Origin of the sequence: Chryseobacterium vrystaatense (genome assembly GCF_000737765.1) — a bacterium.
GTDB classification, from domain to species: Bacteria; Bacteroidota; Bacteroidia; order Flavobacteriales; family Weeksellaceae; genus Chryseobacterium; species Chryseobacterium vrystaatense.
Genome location: NZ_JPRI01000004.1, coordinates 35,903 through 58,010, shown reverse-complemented (window position 1 = coordinate 58,010; position 22,108 = coordinate 35,903). Strand labels below are relative to the sequence as shown.

25 protein-coding genes are annotated in these 22,108 nt (G+C 35.4%); 11 read left to right on the top strand and 14 right to left on the bottom strand.

Annotated features, from left to right (window positions below):
• Nucleotides 1–35 precede the first annotated feature (35 nt).
• Nucleotides 36–1,004, bottom strand: coding sequence for a dipeptidase (locus tag IW16_RS12205; RefSeq protein WP_034745284.1), 969 nt, complete (start codon nt 1,002–1,004; stop codon nt 36–38).
• A gap of 267 nt (nt 1,005–1,271) precedes the next feature.
• On the opposite strand from IW16_RS12205, the gene thrS reads away from it, so the two are divergent.
• Nucleotides 1,272–3,191, top strand: coding sequence for a threonine--tRNA ligase (gene thrS, locus IW16_RS12200; RefSeq protein WP_034744510.1), 1,920 nt, complete (start codon nt 1,272–1,274; stop codon nt 3,189–3,191).
• A gap of 99 nt (nt 3,192–3,290) precedes the next feature.
• Nucleotides 3,291–3,791 (top strand): translation initiation factor IF-3, encoded by a 501-nt coding sequence (infC, locus tag IW16_RS12195; protein WP_175548907.1) that lies wholly within the window; start codon nt 3,291–3,293, stop codon nt 3,789–3,791.
• Between the two features lie 121 nt (nt 3,792–3,912).
• On the opposite strand, the gene IW16_RS12190 is transcribed toward infC, so the two are convergent.
• Nucleotides 3,913–4,173 (bottom strand): hypothetical protein, encoded by a 261-nt coding sequence (locus tag IW16_RS12190; RefSeq protein ID WP_034744507.1) that lies wholly within the window; start codon nt 4,171–4,173, stop codon nt 3,913–3,915.
• Nucleotides 4,174–4,630: 457 nt separating this feature from the next.
• Between IW16_RS12190 and IW16_RS12185 the strand changes: the two genes are divergently transcribed.
• Nucleotides 4,631–5,752, top strand: coding sequence for a hypothetical protein (locus tag IW16_RS12185; protein ID WP_051890173.1), 1,122 nt, complete (start codon nt 4,631–4,633; stop codon nt 5,750–5,752).
• A 92-nt stretch (nt 5,753–5,844) separates the two neighbouring features.
• Nucleotides 5,845–6,411 (top strand): hypothetical protein, encoded by a 567-nt coding sequence (locus tag IW16_RS12180; protein WP_034744504.1) that lies wholly within the window; start codon nt 5,845–5,847, stop codon nt 6,409–6,411.
• A 102-nt stretch (nt 6,412–6,513) separates the two neighbouring features.
• Here the strand turns inward: IW16_RS12180 and IW16_RS12175 are convergent, their stop codons facing one another.
• The 3 genes from IW16_RS12175 to IW16_RS12165 are packed head-to-tail and all read right to left on the bottom strand — an operon-like array spanning nt 6,514 to nt 8,742.
• The gene (locus IW16_RS12175; protein WP_034744500.1) at nt 6,514–7,731 is read right to left on the bottom strand and encodes a hypothetical protein; all 1,218 of its coding nucleotides are present in this window, start codon (nt 7,729–7,731) and stop codon (nt 6,514–6,516) included.
• A gap of 54 nt (nt 7,732–7,785) precedes the next feature.
• Nucleotides 7,786–8,256: a hypothetical protein gene (locus tag IW16_RS12170; protein ID WP_034744498.1), complete on the bottom strand. Its 471-nt coding sequence runs from the start codon at nt 8,254–8,256 to the stop codon at nt 7,786–7,788.
• Between the two features lie 33 nt (nt 8,257–8,289).
• Nucleotides 8,290–8,742, bottom strand: a complete 453-nt coding sequence (locus tag IW16_RS12165; RefSeq protein ID WP_034744495.1) for a hypothetical protein — start codon at nt 8,740–8,742, stop codon at nt 8,290–8,292.
• 629 nt (nt 8,743–9,371) lie between these two features.
• Between IW16_RS12165 and IW16_RS12160 the strand changes: the two genes are divergently transcribed.
• Nucleotides 9,372–9,860, top strand: coding sequence for a hypothetical protein (locus tag IW16_RS12160; protein WP_131327889.1), 489 nt, complete (start codon nt 9,372–9,374; stop codon nt 9,858–9,860).
• 173 nt (nt 9,861–10,033) lie between these two features.
• On the opposite strand, the gene IW16_RS12155 is transcribed toward IW16_RS12160, so the two are convergent.
• The 4 genes from IW16_RS12155 to IW16_RS12140 form a co-directional block, all read right to left on the bottom strand.
• On the bottom strand, nt 10,034–10,549 hold the full coding sequence (locus IW16_RS12155; protein ID WP_034745279.1) for a hypothetical protein: 516 nt from the start codon (nt 10,547–10,549) through the stop codon (nt 10,034–10,036).
• Nucleotides 10,550–10,677: 128 nt separating this feature from the next.
• On the bottom strand, nt 10,678–11,292 hold the full coding sequence (locus IW16_RS12150) for a hypothetical protein (protein ID WP_228376935.1): 615 nt from the start codon (nt 11,290–11,292) through the stop codon (nt 10,678–10,680).
• A 56-nt stretch (nt 11,293–11,348) separates the two neighbouring features.
• Nucleotides 11,349–11,981, bottom strand: coding sequence for a hypothetical protein (locus IW16_RS12145; protein ID WP_034745275.1), 633 nt, complete (start codon nt 11,979–11,981; stop codon nt 11,349–11,351).
• An 89-nt stretch (nt 11,982–12,070) separates the two neighbouring features.
• Nucleotides 12,071–12,292 carry a hypothetical protein gene (locus IW16_RS12140; protein ID WP_034744489.1) on the bottom strand — a complete coding sequence of 74 codons (222 nt, stop codon included), beginning with the start codon at nt 12,290–12,292 and terminating at the stop codon, nt 12,071–12,073.
• A 290-nt stretch (nt 12,293–12,582) separates the two neighbouring features.
• On the opposite strand from IW16_RS12140, the gene IW16_RS12135 reads away from it, so the two are divergent.
• The 6 genes from IW16_RS12135 to IW16_RS12110 all read left to right on the top strand — a co-directional run bounded on the left by IW16_RS12135 (nt 12,583) and on the right by IW16_RS12110 (nt 18,235).
• Nucleotides 12,583–13,404, top strand: coding sequence for an alpha/beta fold hydrolase (locus IW16_RS12135; RefSeq protein ID WP_034744486.1), 822 nt, complete (start codon nt 12,583–12,585; stop codon nt 13,402–13,404).
• A 246-nt stretch (nt 13,405–13,650) separates the two neighbouring features.
• Entirely contained in the window at nt 13,651–13,848 is a 198-nt protein-coding gene (gene rpmI, locus IW16_RS12130; RefSeq protein WP_034705991.1) for a 50S ribosomal protein L35, read from the top strand.
• A 172-nt stretch (nt 13,849–14,020) separates the two neighbouring features.
• Nucleotides 14,021–14,365 (top strand): 50S ribosomal protein L20, encoded by a 345-nt coding sequence (gene rplT, locus IW16_RS12125; protein ID WP_034705993.1) that lies wholly within the window; start codon nt 14,021–14,023, stop codon nt 14,363–14,365.
• 239 nt (nt 14,366–14,604) lie between these two features.
• The gene (locus IW16_RS12120) at nt 14,605–15,780 is read left to right on the top strand and encodes a M28 family peptidase (protein WP_034744484.1); all 1,176 of its coding nucleotides are present in this window, start codon (nt 14,605–14,607) and stop codon (nt 15,778–15,780) included.
• A 25-nt stretch (nt 15,781–15,805) separates the two neighbouring features.
• Complete coding sequence (locus tag IW16_RS12115) at nt 15,806–16,990, top strand: M28 family peptidase (RefSeq protein WP_034744482.1); 1,185 nt, start codon at nt 15,806–15,808, stop codon at nt 16,988–16,990.
• 54 nt (nt 16,991–17,044) lie between these two features.
• Nucleotides 17,045–18,235: a M28 family peptidase gene (locus IW16_RS12110; protein WP_034744481.1), complete on the top strand. Its 1,191-nt coding sequence runs from the start codon at nt 17,045–17,047 to the stop codon at nt 18,233–18,235.
• 142 nt (nt 18,236–18,377) lie between these two features.
• On the opposite strand, the gene hisIE is transcribed toward IW16_RS12110, so the two are convergent.
• Genes hisIE through hisB form a run of 5 tightly spaced genes read right to left on the bottom strand, consistent with a single transcriptional unit; the run spans nt 18,378 to nt 22,106 of the window.
• Entirely contained in the window at nt 18,378–18,965 is a 588-nt protein-coding gene (hisIE, locus tag IW16_RS12105; protein ID WP_034744480.1) for a bifunctional phosphoribosyl-AMP cyclohydrolase/phosphoribosyl-ATP diphosphatase HisIE, read from the bottom strand.
• Nucleotides 18,962–19,714, bottom strand: a complete 753-nt coding sequence (hisF, locus tag IW16_RS12100) for an imidazole glycerol phosphate synthase subunit HisF (RefSeq protein WP_034744478.1) — start codon at nt 19,712–19,714, stop codon at nt 18,962–18,964. The genes hisIE and hisF overlap by 4 nt, the downstream gene beginning before the upstream one ends.
• Complete coding sequence (hisA, locus tag IW16_RS12095) at nt 19,707–20,429, bottom strand: 1-(5-phosphoribosyl)-5-[(5-phosphoribosylamino)methylideneamino]imidazole-4-carboxamide isomerase (RefSeq protein WP_034745273.1); 723 nt, start codon at nt 20,427–20,429, stop codon at nt 19,707–19,709. Before hisA ends, hisF begins: the two co-directional genes overlap by 8 nt.
• A gap of 3 nt (nt 20,430–20,432) precedes the next feature.
• Nucleotides 20,433–21,011, bottom strand: coding sequence for an imidazole glycerol phosphate synthase subunit HisH (gene hisH, locus IW16_RS12090; RefSeq protein ID WP_034744475.1), 579 nt, complete (start codon nt 21,009–21,011; stop codon nt 20,433–20,435).
• Nucleotides 21,012–22,106 carry a bifunctional histidinol-phosphatase/imidazoleglycerol-phosphate dehydratase HisB gene (hisB, locus tag IW16_RS12085; protein WP_034744472.1) on the bottom strand — a complete coding sequence of 365 codons (1,095 nt, stop codon included), beginning with the start codon at nt 22,104–22,106 and terminating at the stop codon, nt 21,012–21,014.
• Nucleotides 22,107–22,108: the final 2 nt, after the last annotated feature.

The following is a 22,108-nucleotide window of genomic DNA, read 5'->3' as shown; positions in this document are numbered from 1 at the left end:
GGTGGCATCAGGAGTCCTTTGCCACCAGACATTTGTTATATATTTTCTATGAATTTCAACGCATTTTTGTGACTGATCTTTTCCATGATTTCAGTGGAAAAATCTTTTTCAATCCTGCTGTTGATTGAGTTCATTGCTGCAGCATCGTCATATCCTTTAAAGAAAAACGGATACCGCGATTTATCAGGGTGATTTTTACAATAGAAGAAATCTGCACCATAAGCAATAGCATCTTCTCCTCCTAAGTCCAGTCCGTACTGAATGTGTTCATACAGTTTTTCAGGATTTGTTTCATCTACACAGTTCCTGATAAAGTTGAGCCCTATAAGACCTTTTCTTTTAATAATCTCTTGTGCCAGCTCATCAGGCAGGTTTCTGTTTTTGTCATGAACAGCCCTGTAATTCGAATGGCTTGCCAGAATAGGAATGGTATAATTTTTCTGGTCTATATAATTCAGAATGTCATACGCAAGCTGATCACTCGTATGCGCAAAATCAATAGGGATTCTACGGTCCGAAATATAATCGATAAGGACTTTTCCATCATCTTTTAATCCGGCTCCGGAATTGTTACCGCCACCAAATCGGTTTTCAGTATGGTGGGTAATTCCCAAATAAAGAACCTTTTTTGTTTTTTCAATAATCGCTTCCAGATTTTTAAACCCGGATTCTAAGGTATCATCTTCTCCGCAAAAACCTGATGCATTTTCAATTGAAGCGATAATTCCTACCTTATTTTCGTTCTCAGAATTTTTATAATTTTCACCTTCAAATAAGAAGAAATTCTCATTATTGAGCAAGTCTGAGAACAGCTCACTCTGTTTTGCGCCATCGGAGGTGCTGTTGGCTCCTGTCCCGGAATAAATAGCCATCACCTGGAGCTTTACATTCCCTTCTTTCAGGTAAGGAAGTGAGCAACCCAGTTCTTTATCATCAATTGTTGAGCCCGGACTTAATAAATGGTAGAGCAGATCGCAGTGCAGATCAATAGTAAAGTTTTTCATATCAGCGTACATATTATCATTTCTTTTTTTTGAATTAATATCAGGTTTTACAGACACTAAAACCTCATTTCCACAGCATTAACACTGTAAAATAATGAAAACTACAGGATGCTTCTCTATGAAAATTTCAGGTTGAGGACGGGTACATTTAAAATCAGGAATCCTATTTTTAAGATTCTACAGTAATTCTTATTTCAAATATACTTTAAAAATAGCATATTATTTAAAAAATGCGTATTTTTGCATCTTAAAATTTCTTAGTAAACAATGATAAAAATTACACTTCCAGACAATAGTGTCAAAGAATTCGAGGGAGAAGTTACTCCTCTAGATGTGGCAAAATCTATCAGTGAGGGATTGGCTAGAAATACCATTTCCGCAGTTGTAAACGGCAAACAAGTAGAAACGACCACACCTATAACGACGGATTCAACGATACAATTGTTGACATGGAATGATGATCTTGGAAAGAAAGCCTTCTGGCATTCTTCTGCCCACTTGCTGGCGCAGGCTATCCTTGAGTTTTATCCTAATGCTAAGCTGACGATCGGACCTGCTATTGATAGCGGATTCTATTATGATGTAGATTTCGGAGACGAAAATTTATCTGAAAAAGATTTTGAGAAGATTGAAAAGAAAGTTTTGGAAAATGCCAAGAAAGGTTCAACATTCTCTTTATACCCTGTATCTAAAGAAGAGGCGTTAAAAACATATGCAGATAATCCTTACAAAGTAGAGCTTATCACTAATCTTAATGATGGGGAAATTACTTTTGTAACGCATGATGACTTCACGGATTTATGTCGTGGAGGACATATTCCAAATACAAATATTGTAAAAGCTGTTAAAATTTTAAATGCAGCGGGTGCTTACTGGAGAGGAAATGAAAAAAATCCTCAGCTGACAAGAGTATATGGTATTTCTTTCCCTAAACAGAAGGAGCTTACTGAATATCTTGAAAGACTTGAAGAAGCAAAAAGAAGAGACCACAGAAAACTGGGTAAAGAATTAGGAATTTTCGCATTCTCTGAAAAGGTTGGTGCAGGTCTTCCATTATGGCTGCCAAAAGGTACTGCCTTAAGAAGAAAACTGGAGAATTTCCTTTCTGATGCACAGAAAAAAGGAGGTTATGAATTTGTAATGTCACCGCATATCGGTTCAAAAGAACTGTATGTAACTTCAGGACACTGGGATAAATACGGAGCAGACAGTTTCCAGCCGATTAAAACTCCAAATGAGGGGGAAGAATTCATGCTGAAACCAATGAACTGTCCTCATCACTGTGAGATTTATAAAACTTCACAATGGAGCTACAGAGATCTTCCAAAGAGGTATGCAGAATTCGGTACTGTTTACAGATATGAGCAAAGTGGAGAACTTCACGGGCTGACAAGAGTACGTGGATTTACTCAGGATGATGCTCACCTTTTCTGTACTCCGGATCAGCTTTCCGAAGAGTTTGAAAAAGTAATCGATTTAACGCTTTATGTTTTTAAATCATTAGGTTTTGAAGATTTTGTTACGCAGGTTTCGTTGAGAGATCCTGATAACAGAGAAAAATATATCGGTTCTGATGAAAATTGGGAAAAAGCCGAAAATGCAATCATCAATGCAGCAGAGAAAAAAGGTTTGAAAACGATTGTAGAATATGGTGAAGCTGCATTCTACGGTCCAAAACTGGATTTCATGGTCAAGGATGCTTTGGGAAGAAAATGGCAGTTAGGAACTATTCAGGTAGATTACAACTTACCGGAAAGATTTGATCTTCATTATATTGGAAAAGATAATGAGAAACACAGACCGGTAATGATCCACAGAGCGCCATTTGGTTCTATGGAGCGTTTTATCGCAATCTTATTAGAGAATACAGCAGGTGATTTCCCGTTATGGCTAAGTCCTGATCAGTTCATTATTTTACCGATCAGTGAAAAATACGTAGATTATGCAAAAAAAGTTTCACAATTTTTGGAAAATCACGATATTAGCGGTCTGATTGACGACAGAAATGAGAAGACAGGGAAAAAGATCCGTGATGCGGAATTGAAAAAGATCCCATTCATGCTGGTTGTAGGAGAAAATGAAGAAAATGACAGCACCATTTCTGTAAGAAGACGTGGAGAAGGAGATCTGGGTGTGATGAGCATGGAAGATTTCGTCAATTATTTTAAGAAAGAAGCAGCAATATAATATTGCTAAATAGAAAGTTAACCAATAAAATTTAATACAATAGCACAAAGATTTAACAACAGGGGCCCACAAAGACGTCCTGTACAAGAGGACTTACACTTGATCAACGATAAAATTCGTGTGAGAGAGCTTCGTTTAGTGGGCGATAACGTAGAGCCAGGAATTTTTCCAATCGACAAAGCAAGACAACTTGCTACGGAACAGGAATTGGATTTAGTGGTCATTTCGGATAAGGCTGAACCTTTCATTGCAAGAATATTAGACTATAAAAAGTTTTTATACGAGCAAAAGAAAAAGCAGAAGGAACTAAAAGCTAAGCAAATAAAAGTGGTTGTTAAGGAGATCCGTTTCGGACCTCAGACAGATGATCATGATTATGAATTTAAGAAGAAACATGCTGAGAAATTCCTTGAAGAGGGTTCAAAATTGAAAACCTACGTATTTTTTAAGGGACGTTCAATTATCTTTAAAGATCAGGGGGAAATCTTACTTCTAAAGCTTGCTCAGGAATTGGAGCATGTTGGAAAAGTAGATCAGCTTCCTAAACTTGAAGGAAAGAGAATGATCATGATGATGAGTCCTAAAAAACCAGCTAAATAGTTTTAATAGACGTAAAGTCTGTTTCCTATCATATAAAACCTCAAAGTATTTTGAGGTTTTTTATTTTTGACGTTCAGTATCAATGAGACCATTAATTCTCTTCCTTGAATCGATCTATTCCTTATCCTTCAAAATCTCCGCAGTCATGATCTTTGAAAAGAGGTAAAGCTTTTTTGGTTGTAAAATACCGGGATACTCTTTTATTATTTAATTCAAGCTTTTGACCTTCTACAACCAGTTCGTAAACAGGTGCTTTATCTATTTTAGTTATAATATACGTTCTTTCTGATGTTTTGAAAATCGTTTTGGTTCCTTCGTTAGAGAATGAGAAATCATTAATTTCAAAAGTATCATTTTCATCACAGACATTGATCCATACCATTTTTTTCTTTGTTATTGATAAGCTTGCTAAATCGCATGCATAGCAGTTGCCCGAGAACTCTATACCATACTTTTCGTAACTATTCGTGCTTTTGCTATCCAATATATCAATAGGAATTAACGCTGAAAAATCACCTGGCACATCTGATTTTGATATATCCTCCTTTTTAGGGCCGGATATACTAACTTTATCTGCTTTTATCTCCGTAGAATCTACTCTCTTTATTTTTTTTCTGCAGCAGGTGAACAGGAAGCCAGCAAAGCTATCACCGCAAAAAAATTGATTATTCTATTTTTCATCCGTATACAATAATTTAGAACACTTACTTTATCGTTTGTAAAATTCTCTAAAATATACCATTCAATATATCCCTGATTTCAGCCATTTATCCCCTATATCACGCCGTTTTGTTGGTCTCTGCTTCTAATACTTATACCTTTGGTTAAAAATATAGAAAATGAAAATCTCATATCAGTTGTTGATATCCTCTATGCTCGTAGTTTTTGTGGGATGTAATTCGAAAAGTAAAACATCGGACACTACCCCAACAAAAACTGTAATTACAAAGAAAACCATAACATTTGCTGATTTCAAAAAAATAAAGGGTGTAGATAATGTGCAGGATGTACCCTTTGAATTATTTACCAAGCTAGATTCTGTACGTTTTTTTGTAGCACCGGTTAAGGATGCAGCTCACCTGAAAATTGCTTATAATAAACTGGATAATTATTATGGGTTTGAGGAGTTTGATGACTTCTACTCTATTCATTATAGCATTAATAATACTATTTCGAACAGCATTGAGGCTTTTGTTTTGAAATCAGAATTCACTCCAGCATTTGAACTTACTTTACAGGGTGTTGATCTTTATGAGATCAGAAGCAGTCAATTTAAAGAAGCACAGGACTTAAAAAATAAATCGTTCAATAAGTACGGTACCATAATAGAAGTTGCTGAGCAAGAGTTTAAAACAGCCTCTAAGAAACGTATCGATGAAGTTTTAGTAAAAAACCCACATATAAAACTGAAAGGTAATAACTGGGTGTACACGGATAATACAAAAGAAACTGTCATTACTCAACATGAGAATGTAGCTACGGAAGATGGTCTGTTATCCAATGAATATATCGGGCAATCCCCTTATCTGCATTTAGAGGTTTTCAAAGAAAGCTCGGTAGAGACTACAGATATCTACTATTCTTTTTATAATGTAAGATCTTCAGCTCATTTTCAAATATTTACAGGTGGTTATCCTCAGATTCTTCCCAAGAAAAACTGGATTTCCTATATGGTTTCAAACAGTGATGCAGGAAGTGATTTTGGCGTCAGTAAATACCTGGAAAAAAGCTATAATCAGGAAAACCTTTTGTATGTCAACTTTACCAACTTCAAAATAGCCGATCAGACAAAAGCTTTTTGGGCGGATAATGAAACCTTTTATGCTGAGGCTTATCCTACAAATTCAGCTCCATCAATTGGTAAAAAACAAAAGGCAGCTTTCATAAAAATTACATTAAAGGCTGATCTGTTTCGAATAAAAAAAACGGATTATAACCCCTATAGAAATTGGCCCTACTAGGAAAGAAGTAAGATAAAAACCCCTGAAATCAGCCAGTGCATATCGGGTTAAAGTCCAATATCTTTGCTTCAGTTATTTTTAAAAATGAGACAATGAAAAAAATAAGTTTAACCATCCTTTTTGGTTTACTAAGCTGTTTGGTTTTTGCACAATCGTTAAAAGTAGTTATTAAACAGGATGGAAAAGTAATTGAACCTGTCAATGAGGTTTATGAACTGAAAAAATCTGCTTTCCTATTCGAAATTACTTCTAAAGATCTGGAAGGTTTTTTAATAGGAGCAACTACGAATAAGGAGATTTATACGGCAGCTGCAGGTCTTTACAATCCTGAGGCTCCATGGTTTCAGAATACGGGTATGGCTGAAGAATTATATAACAAAGACAAAGAAATGTTTTTGATGGATACGGCGCCATCCTATTGGTATTATACAGATGCGAAAGATCATAGATTCGATAAAAACCCTAAAGGCAGCTTAAAACAATGGACAGCTACACGAACTATTACAAGGTTTTATGACATCATGGTGGATCAGGCAATTGATTTAAAAGATTTTGACGGAAATGCTTATATATTAATGTATGAACCTGTATACAACAGTGAATATGACTTAATAGGAAAGAAAAACCTGTTTCAGGCTGCGTTGAAATTCAAAGATTAATGAATACACACCTAATTATTTGATTATATAAAAAGGCCTGCTTCTATGATGAAGCAGGCTTTTTTTATGCGTATATATTGCATCAGGTCAATATGAATCGCTTTAACAGTTATAATATGCTTCAGGGATTTCAACCGGTTTTTTCGTCATTTGCTCCAATTGCTGAGCAAATTGATCGAAGAAATAAGTGTCCTCTGTAAAAACGTACAGATAATCTCCTGTTTTAAGATAAACAATAAAATCTGCATATCCAGACCCTTTTGCAGGAAGAACATTCTGAAGGGTAAAATATTTAATTTTTTTAAGATCTACAATCAAAGCAGTATTTATTCCCACAAATCCGATTTTATTATTAACACGGTCAAGCCAGATACCACTTTTCTCTTTCAATAAATCTTTCACTTTAAGCGGAATATTTTTAACTCCGTCATGATCAATATATTTAGTACTTAGATCCAATTGATTGGGGAATGATATTAATCCGGAAATTTCCATCACTTCTTCATATTCTTTATTTTCTAAAAAATACCTGTATTCTCTTTTGTTATATAAATGAAACGATGTACTTCCATCGTCATAAGCATATTCTTTATCATAGGTGTAACAAATAGAAGCATTGATACCGTTTGCCAAAGCAAATTGCAGATAACATTGGTCTTCTCTTTCATAGCCGTATTCGTTAATATCAACATCGTCATCAATCCAAAGTTCACGTAGTTTTTTATAGCTCTCATCAGTATTGGTTTCATCGTACAGATCTACGAAAAACTCCTGTACAGGACGATTAGTACTGACGTTGTCTGCATATACTTCTAATTGATCGAAAAGAATACCTTCTACTCTAACCAGATATTTAAATCTTAAATATCTGGCACCGAAATCAGTAAAATAAGCTTCTATACAACCCGATGCTTCCAACTGTTCATATGTTGTATCCCAGGATATCATCTGTTTAGGCTCTGTGTATACTTCGTAGCCAAAATCACCATCATCCGGATACTCATCTAAAATCTGATAATTTTGATGCATTTTTTTTGCCCAAATTTTCACCTTCTCATCTTCTTTTCTTGCTTTGCACACCGCAAAAAAAGTTTCGCTATCAAAATGAAAACGATCAGACAGTTCGTGATATACGTCATCAAAACCATGCAATTCAGTAGATATATAGTGTTGATGATCTGCAAAAACAAACAGAAAGGGCACATTTCCTAAAACCTGTACGTAAGCATATTTTAATGACTGAATATTTGCACTTTCAATGTTACCATGATCTTTATAAAAAAGTATATCTCCGTCTATCCAGGTTTCTTTATTATCCATTTTCTTTTTATTTTTAGATTAGGCGTATTTATGGCCATTAGAGTTATATTTCATTTAGCTTAACAAATCATCAAGTACATCCACTTCGTTCCAATTTTGGTCTGTAAGTATAAGAGAAATCTCAACTTGCGAATTAGTCTCGTTATACTTGTTAAGTTCATTTTCCTGAAATGCAGTCAGATCCCGCAAGTAATTGGGATCTTTTATAATGAGTGTATTCTTGTTATAAAAAATTACATACCCTATTACTTCTTTCTGGCTATTCATTTGATTAGACAGAAAATCTACATAGTCTGCAACAGACGAAACATTATAAAAATCAACCGGGAAATTAACTTTTTGTTTTGCTATCTGTACCCCTTCTTCACTATGAATATCAAGAATGGATATAATATCTGGCTCAGCACTCAACATAGCCCAATCAGGTATAGCATATGTAAATTTATCAGAATAATGATTCTCAATTTTTTGTTTTATTTTCAGGATAACTTTATCGTGGTTAAATCCTTCTCGCATATCTTTCATATCATACTGAAATTCGAACTTTGAAACTTCATTTTATTTTCTTATTAATCTTAGCCGTTCTCCGTCTCTTGACAGGTTAAAAAACATGGCTTTGGATGGTTTGAATGTTTGTGTAGGCCCATCACAGAATTCAGATTTTCTAATACTATCGACTTCCATTTTTATCTGGTTGGCTTCCGTAAAATAATATCTTCCATGTACCTCTGTGAAGCAATCGTTTCCACACTGCCATGCGTCATAACTTTTGAATTGTTCTTCATCCAAAAAGTTTACCGCATGAAAATTGAAAATAATTGCAGTGTCTATCCTCTTGGATAAATCATAGGTTTTCTCGCCATCCGGGGTTATAAGTCCGCCACGATCAACAATCCAGTTGGTATTTTTCAGATCATTCCGGAAATTTGTTTTTTGGGTTTCAGGATCTTTGCAACTTGAAATGATTACCAAAATAATGCTCAAAAATGGGAAAGAAAAAGTGTTTTTCATTGTAGCTTAGTTTGATTAAGATTAGGTCAGTTAATCAGCATCACTACAAGTTAAGCTTAGCTTGACTCTACCTAAATTAAACAAAATGTTTAATGTTTTATGACCAACTGTACCAAAAAAAAAGTTAAAATCATGAGACATTTCACTGTTTTATTTTTAATAAATCTTTAAATTAAAGGTAATAAAAGATGCCGGATGAAAATATCCCTGATAATGGTGTTTTTTTTTTGTTTTTCTGATCAAAAATATTTCCGCGAATACTTATAAATTTTTATATTAAAGTATAACGAACACTCTGCTAAAAAGATTAGGCATAGCGGTTTTTAGCTTTTTATGTATTAATATTCAAATATGCCCCCTCATTAGCTGAGCTAAAAATAATTTGGTAATCTCATACTAAACTGCTTATGTTAAAAGATGTCATTGAACTAATTTCGTACATTAGCTTAACATTAATTTATTAAATGCTAAAAATAAGATTGATTTTCATTATTATGCTCTTTTTCTTTAAAGGCTATGCTCAAACTAATCTTTATGATTATTATGAAAACGGAAAACACATGAATAATATATACATCAATGATACGGGATATTTTGCGAAGAAGGATTTGACAAAAAATTATTTCGACTTGTATCCTTCCAAAAAGCTAAATGGATTGCTGGAAACTTCAACTTCCCCTAAAGGCTATCACGTTGTTTATGAAATAGAGGGCAATGAACTTTATGTTAAGGAACTCTGGATTCTTAAAATCACCGATGGTGGATTATATACGAATATCACTGATGAAATCTTTCCAGCCAAAGTGGACAGGAAAATGAATTGGTATTCAGGGTTGATCCTTTTTACTTCCGGTAAAGGTAGATTGGATGGCATGAATATTAATTATGAAAAAAATGTTCTTTTTGAAATCAACAAAGGGAACATTATAACAATCCAACATTTTAATTTAGAACAAATTTTGGCTTATAAAGAAAGGCTATTTGAGGTATTCAAAAAAACAGAAGAATATAAAATAATTAAAAAAGAAGGTAGGGAGCGGGGTTGGAAAGATAGTACAACAGATTCCTTTTATCAAAATATTGTTTTAGATTATTACAATACCATGATTATTAAATAAGCGTATATGTATTTAATAAAAGATATTAAAAAGCCGCATCTCTAGTACAAGCATTAACGCAGTAGTACTTACGTTTTGTGTTAAAAGCATTCAGGTGTAATCTAAATTTTTCAAGTATCACCTTTTCAATTTATAATCCACAATCCGTATTTTTTTTATCATTTTTCAAGCGGTTAAATTTTTGCATAGAAATTAAAGGTTTGCTCAGCAATAAGCTTTGGTGTTGTACCTGCTGTATCATTCATTCTGTCTTCGTACAATTCGATTCTTATTATTTTAATATCAACTGGTATTTTGTAGGTTTCATCTTTTGTATAATTATAACCCTTTATATCAGCACTTTCTTTACCGGGAATCTTTTTGATCTCAATATAATATTTCAGTGTAACGGTATTGCCATTCTGCTCTCCTTTTTCGAGACGAAGTTTTCTAACCTGATTAATGGTATGTCCACCGGAACTGATATTTCCCTGTATACGAAACTTCAATGTTTCAGCATTTTTGGAAAGCATAAAAATTACGGGGCTAAGGCGCTCTGTAACTTCTTTATTAGTGGTGTAAGTATGTGTTGCACCTGTTTCCAAAACTTCTCTTGTAACCTTGTTGGGCTCTGAATAAATAGCTGTAATCTGCATTTTCTGAGTACTGGTTTTACAGCCAAACAGTGCTAAAAATGAAGTTAAAATCATGAATTTTTTCACCATCTTATTTTTCAATAACTTTTTGAATTAAAAATACCGGAAGCTATCGGATGAAAACATTCCTGATCATGGCGTTTTTTGAAATAGGTATGACAAATGTTATCCATAGCTTTCTCTTATTCTAAAAATTCAGTTTTACAGTAATCAATTTTGTAGTTTCCGTTTTCAGAAACCAAGGTTATTTCATTTTGTGTTTTTATTCCGTTTCCATAATCAATAAAAATATGATAAACTCCCTCTTTGATTTTGTTTATTTTTAACTGCTTTAGTTCTCCTGTATCTCCATTTCCTCTTCCAAAAAGCCACATTTCGCGTTCTTCAATGGGATATATTTTGGACCATTTGGCTTTATATTTTTTTTCGGCTGCAGGATATTCTTCATCTGTTAAGTTGGAAGGTCCATAAATTTCGCCTGATTCTGCTATAAAATCCTTAAACCTGCCGGTGCATAATTTTTCTTCCACATTATATTCCGGGAAATGTTGGTCTGAATTTCTTGTTTTGAATATGCTTTTCAACCATTCTTCTGCGGCATCTCTTTGGCTGGATGCTGAAGCATTTTCTTTCTGAATAATCAAAGAATCAGCTAAATCGTTTTTCGTTCCAATGCTTACAGAATCTACTGTTTTTTGCCCTAAATCATTCTTTGTTTTATGATTGTCATTGTTTTTTTGATTGCACGAACTTATCACAAACAGGGATAAATAAAGTGCCAAATACCTTTTGTTCATTTCTTTTTTATTGAGGATACGTTAATTTTATGATGGTGTTGTCGTTCATGTATATTCTAATTCATTCCATCTTTGGCATCTTTCAATATTTTTTCGGCTTTCAGTCTTATCGCTTTGGGCAATACTTTGAAATTGGCATCCCTTTCTTCCCGATATTGATCTTCTTCCTGAAAAGGAATCCAACCAGTAATTTTTGATTTTGTAAGTTTTTCCTGTCCTGTATTGGTATATACTATAACTTTCAAAGGTTTGGCATCCAACCCGTCTGATTCTTCAAAATAAGTAAGGTAAAACTCGGGAAAGTAATCTTCGTCTGCATCGGCAACTTCACAGAAATTTATGAGATATTTAGGTTGTGACAGACCTTTTGCAAAGTCTTTAAAGGTAACCTGTGGAATTAATCCACCATGATCTTCCAGAAAAATTCCTGCATGTAAATCTTTTGGGCGATCATCTAAATAAGCCTCTTTTTCAGCTTTGCTTTCATTCAGATACCATACATAACTTCCATTATTAGGAACAAATGATGTTACAATCATCACCGGATTTCCTGCCAACGGATTTCCAAGATTTTCAATGATTTCATTGTATTTTTTATCTGAAGAGAAATATACTCCTGTCCTTATTTGTGCAAAAGATGATAAGCTTATCATACAGGCAACAACAGGCAATAGCTTTCTGTAAATCATGTTTTTATATTGTTTTTGAATTGATTGTTTAATTCTTTTGATACTCTTTGGCACCTGCTTCATCTGCTTCAAGACCTATAGGTTTCATCCTATTCCATGAATATCATAAAGAAATAAGATGCTATTAAAGCTAATATAGTAATTCCGGAAATAAGAAATGAAAGCATATAATACTGCGCATTTTTAGTTTTCTTTTGGATAGAATTAATAATGAAAACAATGAGCGTATATGAAACCCCTGCTCCGAAAAAGATCATCAAAGCAACAAGAAATAATGCTCTTTCTAGGTGTAAATCTGCGGATGAAAGCATTTTTAAATTAATTATAGTAGTTTAGAATGAATGCCGTAAGTTTTTATTTAAATGATCATAAGAACCATTTTTTATATTCTTTTCAGGAATAAATATTAAAATAGCAATATCTATTTTCTCATGAATCAATATTAGAAAGAAGTGAAGAATAAAACAATCCCGATTATCAGCTATATTTAATGAATATATTATCCTATATCAATTTCCAGTGAAATATATACGCATAGATTTGTATTACCAATAAAGGATGGCATTATAATTACATTAATAATCGTTAAAAATAAAAAACAATGAGTACACTTACATTAAAAGACGGGACAGAGATTTATTACAAAGACTGGGGAAAAGGACAACCCTTATTTTTTCACCATGGATGGCCATTGTCCAGCGACGACTGGGATGCACAGATGCTGTTCTTCTTGGAAAAAGGTTATAGGGTTATTGCTCATGACAGAAGAGGCCACGGAAGGTCTGAGCAGACCCCTCTAGGTCATGATATGGATACTTATGCATCAGATGTTGATGAGATCGTCACTGCATTAGAACTAAAAGATGTTATCCATATCGGACATTCCACAGGAGGAGGTGAAGTGATCAGATATGTGGCTCAACATGGAAAAGGAAGAGTTGCAAAAGCTGTATTAATAAGTGCAGTTACGCCAATCATGGTTAAAAATGATAATAATCCGAATGGTGTACCTATCTCTGTTTTTGATGATATCCGTAACAATACCGCGAACCACAGACAGCAGTTCTATATTGATCTTACCTTCCCTTTCTACGGTTATAACAGAGAAGGAGCTAAAATTTCAGAAGGTATCCAAAGAAACTGGTGGAGACAAGGAATGAGTGGTTCTATCAAAGCTCATTATGACTGTATCAAGGCTTTCTCTGAAACAGATTTTACTGAAGATCTGAAAGCTGTAGAAGTACCAGTATTGGTATTGCACGGTGAAGACGACCAGATAGTTCCTTTTGAAACCACAGGAAAAATTGCGGCGACCCTTGTCAAAAACGGCAAACTGATCTCCTATCCTGGCTTTCCTCACGGTATGCCAACAACAGAAGCAGAAACAATCAATAAAGATTTACTGGAATTTTTTAAGTCATAAAATTTCTTGATTCTTTATTAAAAAACAAAACTGCAGATAGTCTTATCTGTAGTTTTGTTTTTTTAAGGTTTCCCTTTGCACCTTTACTGTGATACATATTAAGTCTCTATGTGACAATTATTATAAAATCAATTATGCAGGGAAAAGATTGATGTTTTTTTTGTATCTTTGCCAACTGTAATTCCTAAGTATTACTGAGGAATCAAGGACAAGATATTGATAACAAAACAATAAAAAAGCAGAACAATGCCAAAATTAAAAACGAAATCAGGTGCTAAAAAGCGTTTTAAACTTACCGGAACAGGGAAGATTAAAAGAAAAAATGCTTTCAAAAGCCACATCTTAACTAAGAAAGAAACTAAGCAGAAGAGAAATCTTACGCAAACTTCTTATGTTTCTGCTGTGGACACGAAAAGTGTTTTACGTCAATTAGCAATTAAGTAGTTTTTATAAATCTATATTCGGTTTATAAGAATTCAAAACAAATTCAACAATTTAACCCTGAAATGGTGCCCCTAAGTGAATTAATAATGAAAAGATCATATTTAAAATTTTCATTATTAGCTTTTAATTCTAAATTAAAAAATTCCGCCCTTTTCAAAAAAACAATTTAATTATGCCAAGATCAGTAAATGCAGTAGCTTCAAGAGCTCGCAGAAAGAAAATTATTAAGCAAGCTAAAGGTTTTTTCGGTAGAAGAAAGAACGTTTGGACTGTAGCTAAAAACGCGGTAGAAAAAGCAATGCAATATGCTTACCGTGGAAGAAAAGAGAAAAAGAGAAACTTCAGATCACTTTGGATCACGCGTATCAACGCTGGTGCAAGAGAGCATGGAATGTCTTACTCTCAATTTATGGGAGCTCTTAAAAAGAACAACGTTGAGCTTAACAGAAAAGTTTTAGCTGATTTAGCAATGAATCACCCTGAAGCTTTCAAAGCAGTTGTAGATCAAGTAAAATAATGTAGAATTTTTTGTTATCAATATAATCCCGGGCTTTGCCCGGGATTTTTTGTTATACAACGCACATCCTGTTATTATTTTTCATTAAAACTATCATGAGATAGGCTAAATTTCATGTTTTTAACGATATTAAAAAAAACAGAACGATATGAGAGATTATTTCCCTTTTCCATAAAATAAAATTGGTTTTTATTATCTACATTTGCTGAATTATTAAATCTATAAAATTTCAGTTCAAAGTGAAAAAAATAACGACTATTCTACTTCTTTCTTTATCAGCTTACAGCCTTCAGGGCCAGAATTTTATACAGTCTTATCAGACCAGAGTAAATAAGGTTTCTCAGGCAAATATTACATCGATTCTTCACGAATTTGAAAACCTCGGTGTAAAAACTACAGGTTCAGTAGAAAATGAAAATGCGCTGAACTGGCTTAAAGCAAAATATCAGTCTTTCGGATACAATGCCAATCAGATTACGGAAGACACCTTCACTTATGCTGGTTCTACTTCAAAAAATTTAATTATAACTAAAACAGGAACTCTCTATCCTAACATCTATGTAATTATCTGCGGTCATTATGACACGGTAGTCGGTCCAGGCGTAAGTGATAATGGTAGCGGAACTTCTATTTTACTGGAAGCAGCAAGGATCCTAAAAGATGTTCCGACAGAATATTCAGTAAAATTCATTCATTTTTCCGGAGAAGAGCAAGGTCTTTTGGGGAGTAAGCATTATGTAAACAATGTTGTTTTTCAGAGTAATGCCCGTCAGCTCAATCTTAAAGTTGTTTTTAACATCGATCAGGTAGGCGGACAATTAGGGAATGCAAATACCAATATCAACTGTGAAAGCGATCAGAGCGGACAAACCGGAAATAATGCCGCCTCACTGGCAATGACCCAGCAACTGGCTGCATGTACAACATTATATTCTCCACTTCAGCCAACGATGTCTAATGCTTATGCTTCGGATTATATTTCCTTTGAAAACAGAGGTGACATTATTACGGGCTTTTATGAGACAGAGAGAAGCAATAACGAACACAGCATAGACGATACTTTTGCCAATATAGATCCCGTTTATGTATTTAATACAGGAAAAGCAGCTGTTGGAGCTTTGCAGCATTTTGCCGTAGCTTCCACTACACTATTGGCAACAGATGAAGTTAATCCCATTAATCCTCTTGAAAACATTAAAATACATCCAAATCCCGCGCATGATATCATCAACATTGAATTGCCAAAGGATCAGAAAAACTTTAAAGTAGAGATCAGTGATATGAATGGAAGACTACTCCTAAATGCAGAGAATGAAAAGAATATGAATACTTCCAGCCTTATAAACGGAACGTATCTGATCACTGTAAAGTCGGATAAAAATAGCGTAACAAGAAAGATCATTATTGAAAAGTAAACACACCAATCCAAATACATTTAATATGAAAAAACTTACTACATTTTTATGCACGGCATTAGTCGTCGGTGGTCTCAGTGGCCAGACTTTGATTCAGGCTTATAAAAACAGGGCGGATCTTGTCTCTCAGACAAATATTACCACCAACCTCCAGGAGTTTTCGAATTTAGGGGTCAAAACTACCGGTTCTGTAAATAACGCCAATACTCTCACATGGATCAAAAATAAGTATACATCCTATGGTTATTCGGCCAGCCAGATCGTAGAAAATCCTTTCACTTTTGGCAGTACCAGTTCAAAGAATCTGGTGATTACCAAAACAGGAACTCTTTATCCTGATAAGTACGTGATCATCTGTGGCCATTACGACACCATTACCGGACCCGGCACAAGTGATAATGGCAGTGGAACCTCTGTTATTTTAGAAGTAGCCAGAATTTTAAAAGATGTTCCAACAGAATATTCCATCAAGTTTATTCATTTCTCGGGAGAAGAACAGGGCTTATATGGCAGCTCTCATTACGCTAATAATGTGGCATATCAAAGTGGCGTTAAAAAACTGGATATCAAGTTAGTATTTAATCTTGACCAGGTAGGTGGCAAGCTAGGGAATGTCAACAGTAAGATTATCTGCGAGAAAGATACTGCGGGCCAGTCAGGAAACAATGCCGCTTCCAGTACTGTTACCCAACAGCTTGCGACATGTACTACCTTATACTCTCCTCTTCAGACCAGCATTTCTAATGCCTACTCATCCGATTATATGCCTTTTGAACAAAAAGGATATGTTATCACGGGATTCTATGAATATACAAGAAGCTATAATGAACATACAGTGAATGATACCTTTGCCAATGTAGATCCTGTTTACGTGTTTAAAGTAGGTAAAGCTGCGGTAGGTGCAATGCAGCATTTTGCAACGGCATCTACAACCATCGCAGCTGGATCTGCCGCTAAAGAAATACCACCTGTAACTCTGGAATCCGTAAAAATATATCCAAATCCGGTTAAGGATTTTTTAACTGTTGAACTTCCGGATTCAACGACAAAAAACTTCACGGTTGAAATTACTGATTTAGCAGGACTTTCTGTATTGAAGGAAGAAAATAAGGCTCAGATTAACATTTCCCGTTTAGACAACGGAGTTTATCTCTGTACTGTAAAAGCAGGAAATACAAGCATCACACGAAAGATTATTATCGAAAAATAATTAGAGCTGATAAAGTCACCATTTTTTACCAATCACCAAAATATTACAATAAAAATGAAAAAAATAATCACAATTCTGCCCGTCTTTTTAGCTGTATTCAGCAGTAAAGGACAGAGCTTTATTCAGGCTTATCAGGACAGGGCTAATCTGGTTACCCAAACTAATATTACCTCAAACCTTCAGCAGTTTTCCAATTTAGGGATAAAAACTACAGGAACTCTAAACAATGCCAATGCTCTTACGTGGATCAAGAACAAGTATATATCATACGGATATTCTGCCAGCCAGATCGTGGAGGATCCTTTTACATTCGGGAATACAAGTTCAAAGAATTTGGTGATCACTAAAACAGGAACTGTTTATCCTAATAAGTATGTGATCATTTGCGGGCATTTTGACAGCATTTATGGTCCGGGAGTCAATGATAACGGTAGTGGAACTTCAATTATATTAGAAGCTGCAAGGATCTTAAGAAATGTTCCTACAGAGTATTCTATAAAGTTTATTCATTTCTCGGGCGAAGAGCAGGGACTGGAAGGAAGCAAGCACTACGTCAACAATGTAGCTTACCAGAATGGGGTAAGGGTATTGGATATCAAACTGGTATTTAATCTGGACCAGGTAGGTGGTGTTATGGGAAATAACAATAATACGGTTTACTGTGATCAGGATCAGGCCGGACCTACAAGTAACAATGCAGCATCTGCAGCTGTCACACAGCAACTCAGAAACTGTACGGCACTCTACTCTCCTCTTCAGACCGCTGTAGATCCTGCAGAAGATACGGATTATATTCCTTTTGAAAGAAAGGGCGAAGTGATCACCGGTTTTTTTGAAAGAATAAGAAGCGGATATCCTCATAGTTCCGATGATACATTTGCGAATACAGATCCAGTTTACATTTACAAAATAGGAAAAGCAACAGTGGGAGCACTTCAGCATTTTGCAGTGGCCACTTCTGCGAGTTCTATCGTCCTTGGTACCAAAGAAGAATCTTCTCCAACTCATTCTCTTGAAAGCGTATCTATCTATCCTAATCCGTCCAAAGACACAGTCAATATTGAACTTTCTGATACAGGTATCAAAGATTTCAGCTTTGAAATTACTGAGCTTTCGGGAAAAGTACTTCTGAAAAAGGATAATGAAACAAAAGTCAGTATTTCGGCTTTGCCTGCAGGAGCTTATATCGGTTTAATAAAAGCCGACGGACAAACTGCAGTGAGGAAAATTCTGATTGAAAAATAATCCGATAAGATTTAAAAAAATAGAGGCAGGATTGATAACTTCCTGCCTTTTTTTGTGCTATAATAAAATCAACTGAAGCTTTTTATTTTAATTTTTGATATAATATTCTTAAAAAAACTTTGATTTTTTTTAAGGCCTCTATTTATCTGTCTCTGTTCCTAAGAACACCTTCTATATCTTCTAAAGTAAATCCCTTCGCTTTGAGCAGGATCAGAATATGGTAAAGCAGATCAGCAGCTTCATTTTTGAAAAGATTATCATTGCTGTCTTTAGCTTCAATAACCAATTCTACAGCCTCCTCACCTACTTTCTGAGCCATTTTATTGATCCCTCTCTGATAAAGAGAATAAGTATATGAATCTTCAGCCTTGTGGTCTATTCTTTCTCCTATTTTTGCTTCCAGTTCATACAGGAAACCCTTCGTTTTCTTTTCCCCGAAACAGCTGAAACTTCCGGTATGGCAGACTGTATCTGTTGGAACAGCCTTTATTAAGATCGTGTCCTGATCACAGTCGATGCTTATATTTTTAACTTTAAGAAAATGACCCGACTCTTCACCTTTGGTCCAAAGTCTGTTTTTGGAGCGGCTGAAAAAAGTAACGACACCTTCTTTTTCTGTTTTTTCAAAAGCTTCTTCATTCATATAACCCAGCATCAAAACCTGGAAGGTTCGGCTGTCCTGTATGATCACCGGAACAAGGCCCTTATTTTTATTAAAATCTATTTTCATCGTATAGAAATTTTTTGAGTTTTTAACTGTTGTTTTAATTCCGGAATCGGCACTTCATTGAAATGGAAAATACTGGCTGCTAACGCTCCAGTTGCTTTTGTTTCATTAAACACTTTAACAAAATCATCTGGAGTTCCGGCACCTCCTGAAGCAATCACAGGAATGTTTACCGCGTCGGAAACCAGCTTTGTAATTCGAATATCGAATCCATTTTTGGTCCCATCACCATCCATAGAAGTCAAAAGAATTTCACCTGCACCTAAGGACACGGCTTCTTTTGCCCACTCTACAGTATTTAAATCGGTCGCCAGCCTTCCTCCTCTTACATAAATAAGGTCTGATCCATCGGTAAGTCTTGTATCAATAGCTACAACAATACACTGACTCCCAAACTCTTTCGAAAGTTCATAGATCAGCTGCGGATTTTTAACTGCAGAGGAATTGATGCTGATCTTGTCTGCACCGGCTTCCAGAAGCCTTCTCACATCTTCAATGGAAGAAATTCCTCCTCCTACTGTAAACGGGATGCTGAGCTGCGCTGCAATTTCTTTCACCAACCCTGCAAATGTTTTCCGATCCTCTACCGTTGCTGTAATATCAAGGAAAACCAATTCATCAGCCCCTTCCTGCTCGTATTTTACCGCAAGTTCAACAGGGTCGCCTGCATTCCGTAAACCTTCGAAATTAACTCCTTTTACCGTTGTTCCGTTTTTAATATCCAGACATGGAATAATTCTTTTTTTAAGCATTTCCTATAAATTGCTGAAGTTGTTTTAATCTTATCTTTCCTTCGTAAACAGCCTTCCCGATAATCGTCCCCGAACATCCGATCTCTTTCATTCTGAATACATCTTCCATGCACGAAATACCACCGCTTGCTGTAAGTTTTACCGTTGTTTTCTCAAGAATCTCTTTGTATAGATCTGTAGAGGGACCTTGCAGCATTCCATCTTTTGAAATGTCCGTACATATGGTCTGTATGACTCCTTTTTCCTGGTACTGCAAAAGAAAACTGATGATATCCAGACTGCTTTCTTCGAGCCATCCTGAAGTTTTTATCTTTCGGTTGTCACAGTCAGCACCTAAAATGATCTTTTCACTGCCATATTTTTCGAGCATTTCAATACAGAATTCCGGATCCTGTACTGCAATACTGCCCAAAGTGATCTGCTTTGCCCCTGAATTAAAAGCTGTTTCTATATCGCCTCCTGTTTTTAATCCGCCTCCAAAATCTATGTGAAGAGAAGTTTCTCTCGCTATACTTTCCAAAACTTTATGATTGACTATATGTCTGGAACGGGCTCCGTCAAGGTCTACCAGATGCAGAAACTGAATTCCATAACTTTCAAATTCTTTAGCCGTTTCTACAGGATCTTCACTGTATATCTTTTTTGTTGCATAATCTCCTTTTGAAAGGCGGACACATTTTCCGTCTATAATATCTATGGCTGGAATAATTTTCATCATTTACAGTTTTATAAAGTGGTTTAAAATTCTGCTGCCCGTCAATCCAGATTTTTCAGGGTGAAACTGTACTGCAAAAAAATTATCTTTCTGCAATGCCGCGCTGAAAGGCCGGATATAATCACATACCGCAACAGTAGACTCAGCCAGACCGCAACAATAACTGTGAACAAAATAAACATCACTATTCTCTTCAATCTCTGAAAACAGTGGACTTTTAAGTTGTGAGATCGTATTCCAACCCATATGCGGAACCAAATCTTTTGGTGGAAATCGTTTCACATCAACATCAAAAATTCCCATTCCCCTTACACCTCCTTCCTCATTATCACCACACATCAGCTGCATTCCCAGACAAATCCCCAGAACAGGCTGTTTTAAGGAAGGAATAAGCTGATTTAGGCCCTTTTCTTTCAATGCCTTCATCGTGGATGAAGCTTCTCCTACGCCGGGGAAAATGACCTTATCTGCTTTGAGGATTAGTTCTGGATCATCAGTAACTATTGATTCAATATTTAGCCGCCTCAGGGCATTCTGAACCGAACTCACGTTTCCTCCGTTATATTTTATGATTGCAATCATCTATAAACTTCCTTTGGTTGATGGTACATTATAATTATTATCAGATTGATTCACTGCCATTTTAAGTGCTTTTGCAAATGCTTTGAACACCGATTCTATCTTGTGGTGTTCATTTCCACCTTCTGCTTTGATATTCAGATTGGATTTTGAAGAATCTGTAAATGATTTAAAAAAGTGAACAAACATTTCCGTGGGAACATCTCCAATTTTTTCTCTTTTGAAATCAACATCCCAAACCAGCCACGATCTTCCACCAAAATCAATGGCAGTTTGAGCCAGACAGTCATCCATCGGAAGCAGGAAACCATATCTTTCTATGCCCTTCTTGTTTCCCAAAGCTTTCAGGAAAGCTTCTCCCAAAGCAATTCCCGTATCTTCAACCGTGTGATGCTCGTCTACCTGCAAATCTCCATTCACTTTGATTTTAAGATCTAAATTTCCGTGTCTTGAAATCTGATCTAACATATGATCAAAAAAATGAAGTCCGGTCGAAATTTCGGAAACTCCTTTTCCATTAAGATCTATTTCAATATCTATTTCTGTCTCGTTCGTTTTTCTGGACACTTTTGCCTTTCTGGATTCCTGTTTTAAAAACGAATAAATTTCTCCCCAAGTGTCTGTACTAAGCGTAGCTTCTCCATTAAAGTTTTCATTGAGGAAAATAGATTTAGTTCCCAAGTTTTTAGCAAGTTGAACATCTGTACTTCGATCTCCTATTACATACGAATTCTGAAGATCATAGCTGCCGTAGATGTATTTTGAAAGCATCCCAGTTCCCGGTTTTCTCGTCGGAAGATTTTCATGTTCAAAACTCTTATCAATCAGAATATCACTAAACATTACACCTTCATTTTCGAATGTTTTCAGCATTTTTTCATGAGGCTTTATAAAATCTTCATATGGAAAACTTTCCGTGCCCAAACCATCCTGATTCGTAACCATCACCAGCTCGTAATCCATTTCCCGGGCAATTTTGGAAAGATTCTGAAAAACTCTGGGATAAAATTCAAGCTTTTCCAGCGAATCAACCTGAAAATCTTCCGGCGGTTCTGTGATAAGCGTGCCATCACGATCTATGAACAATACCTTTTTCATAA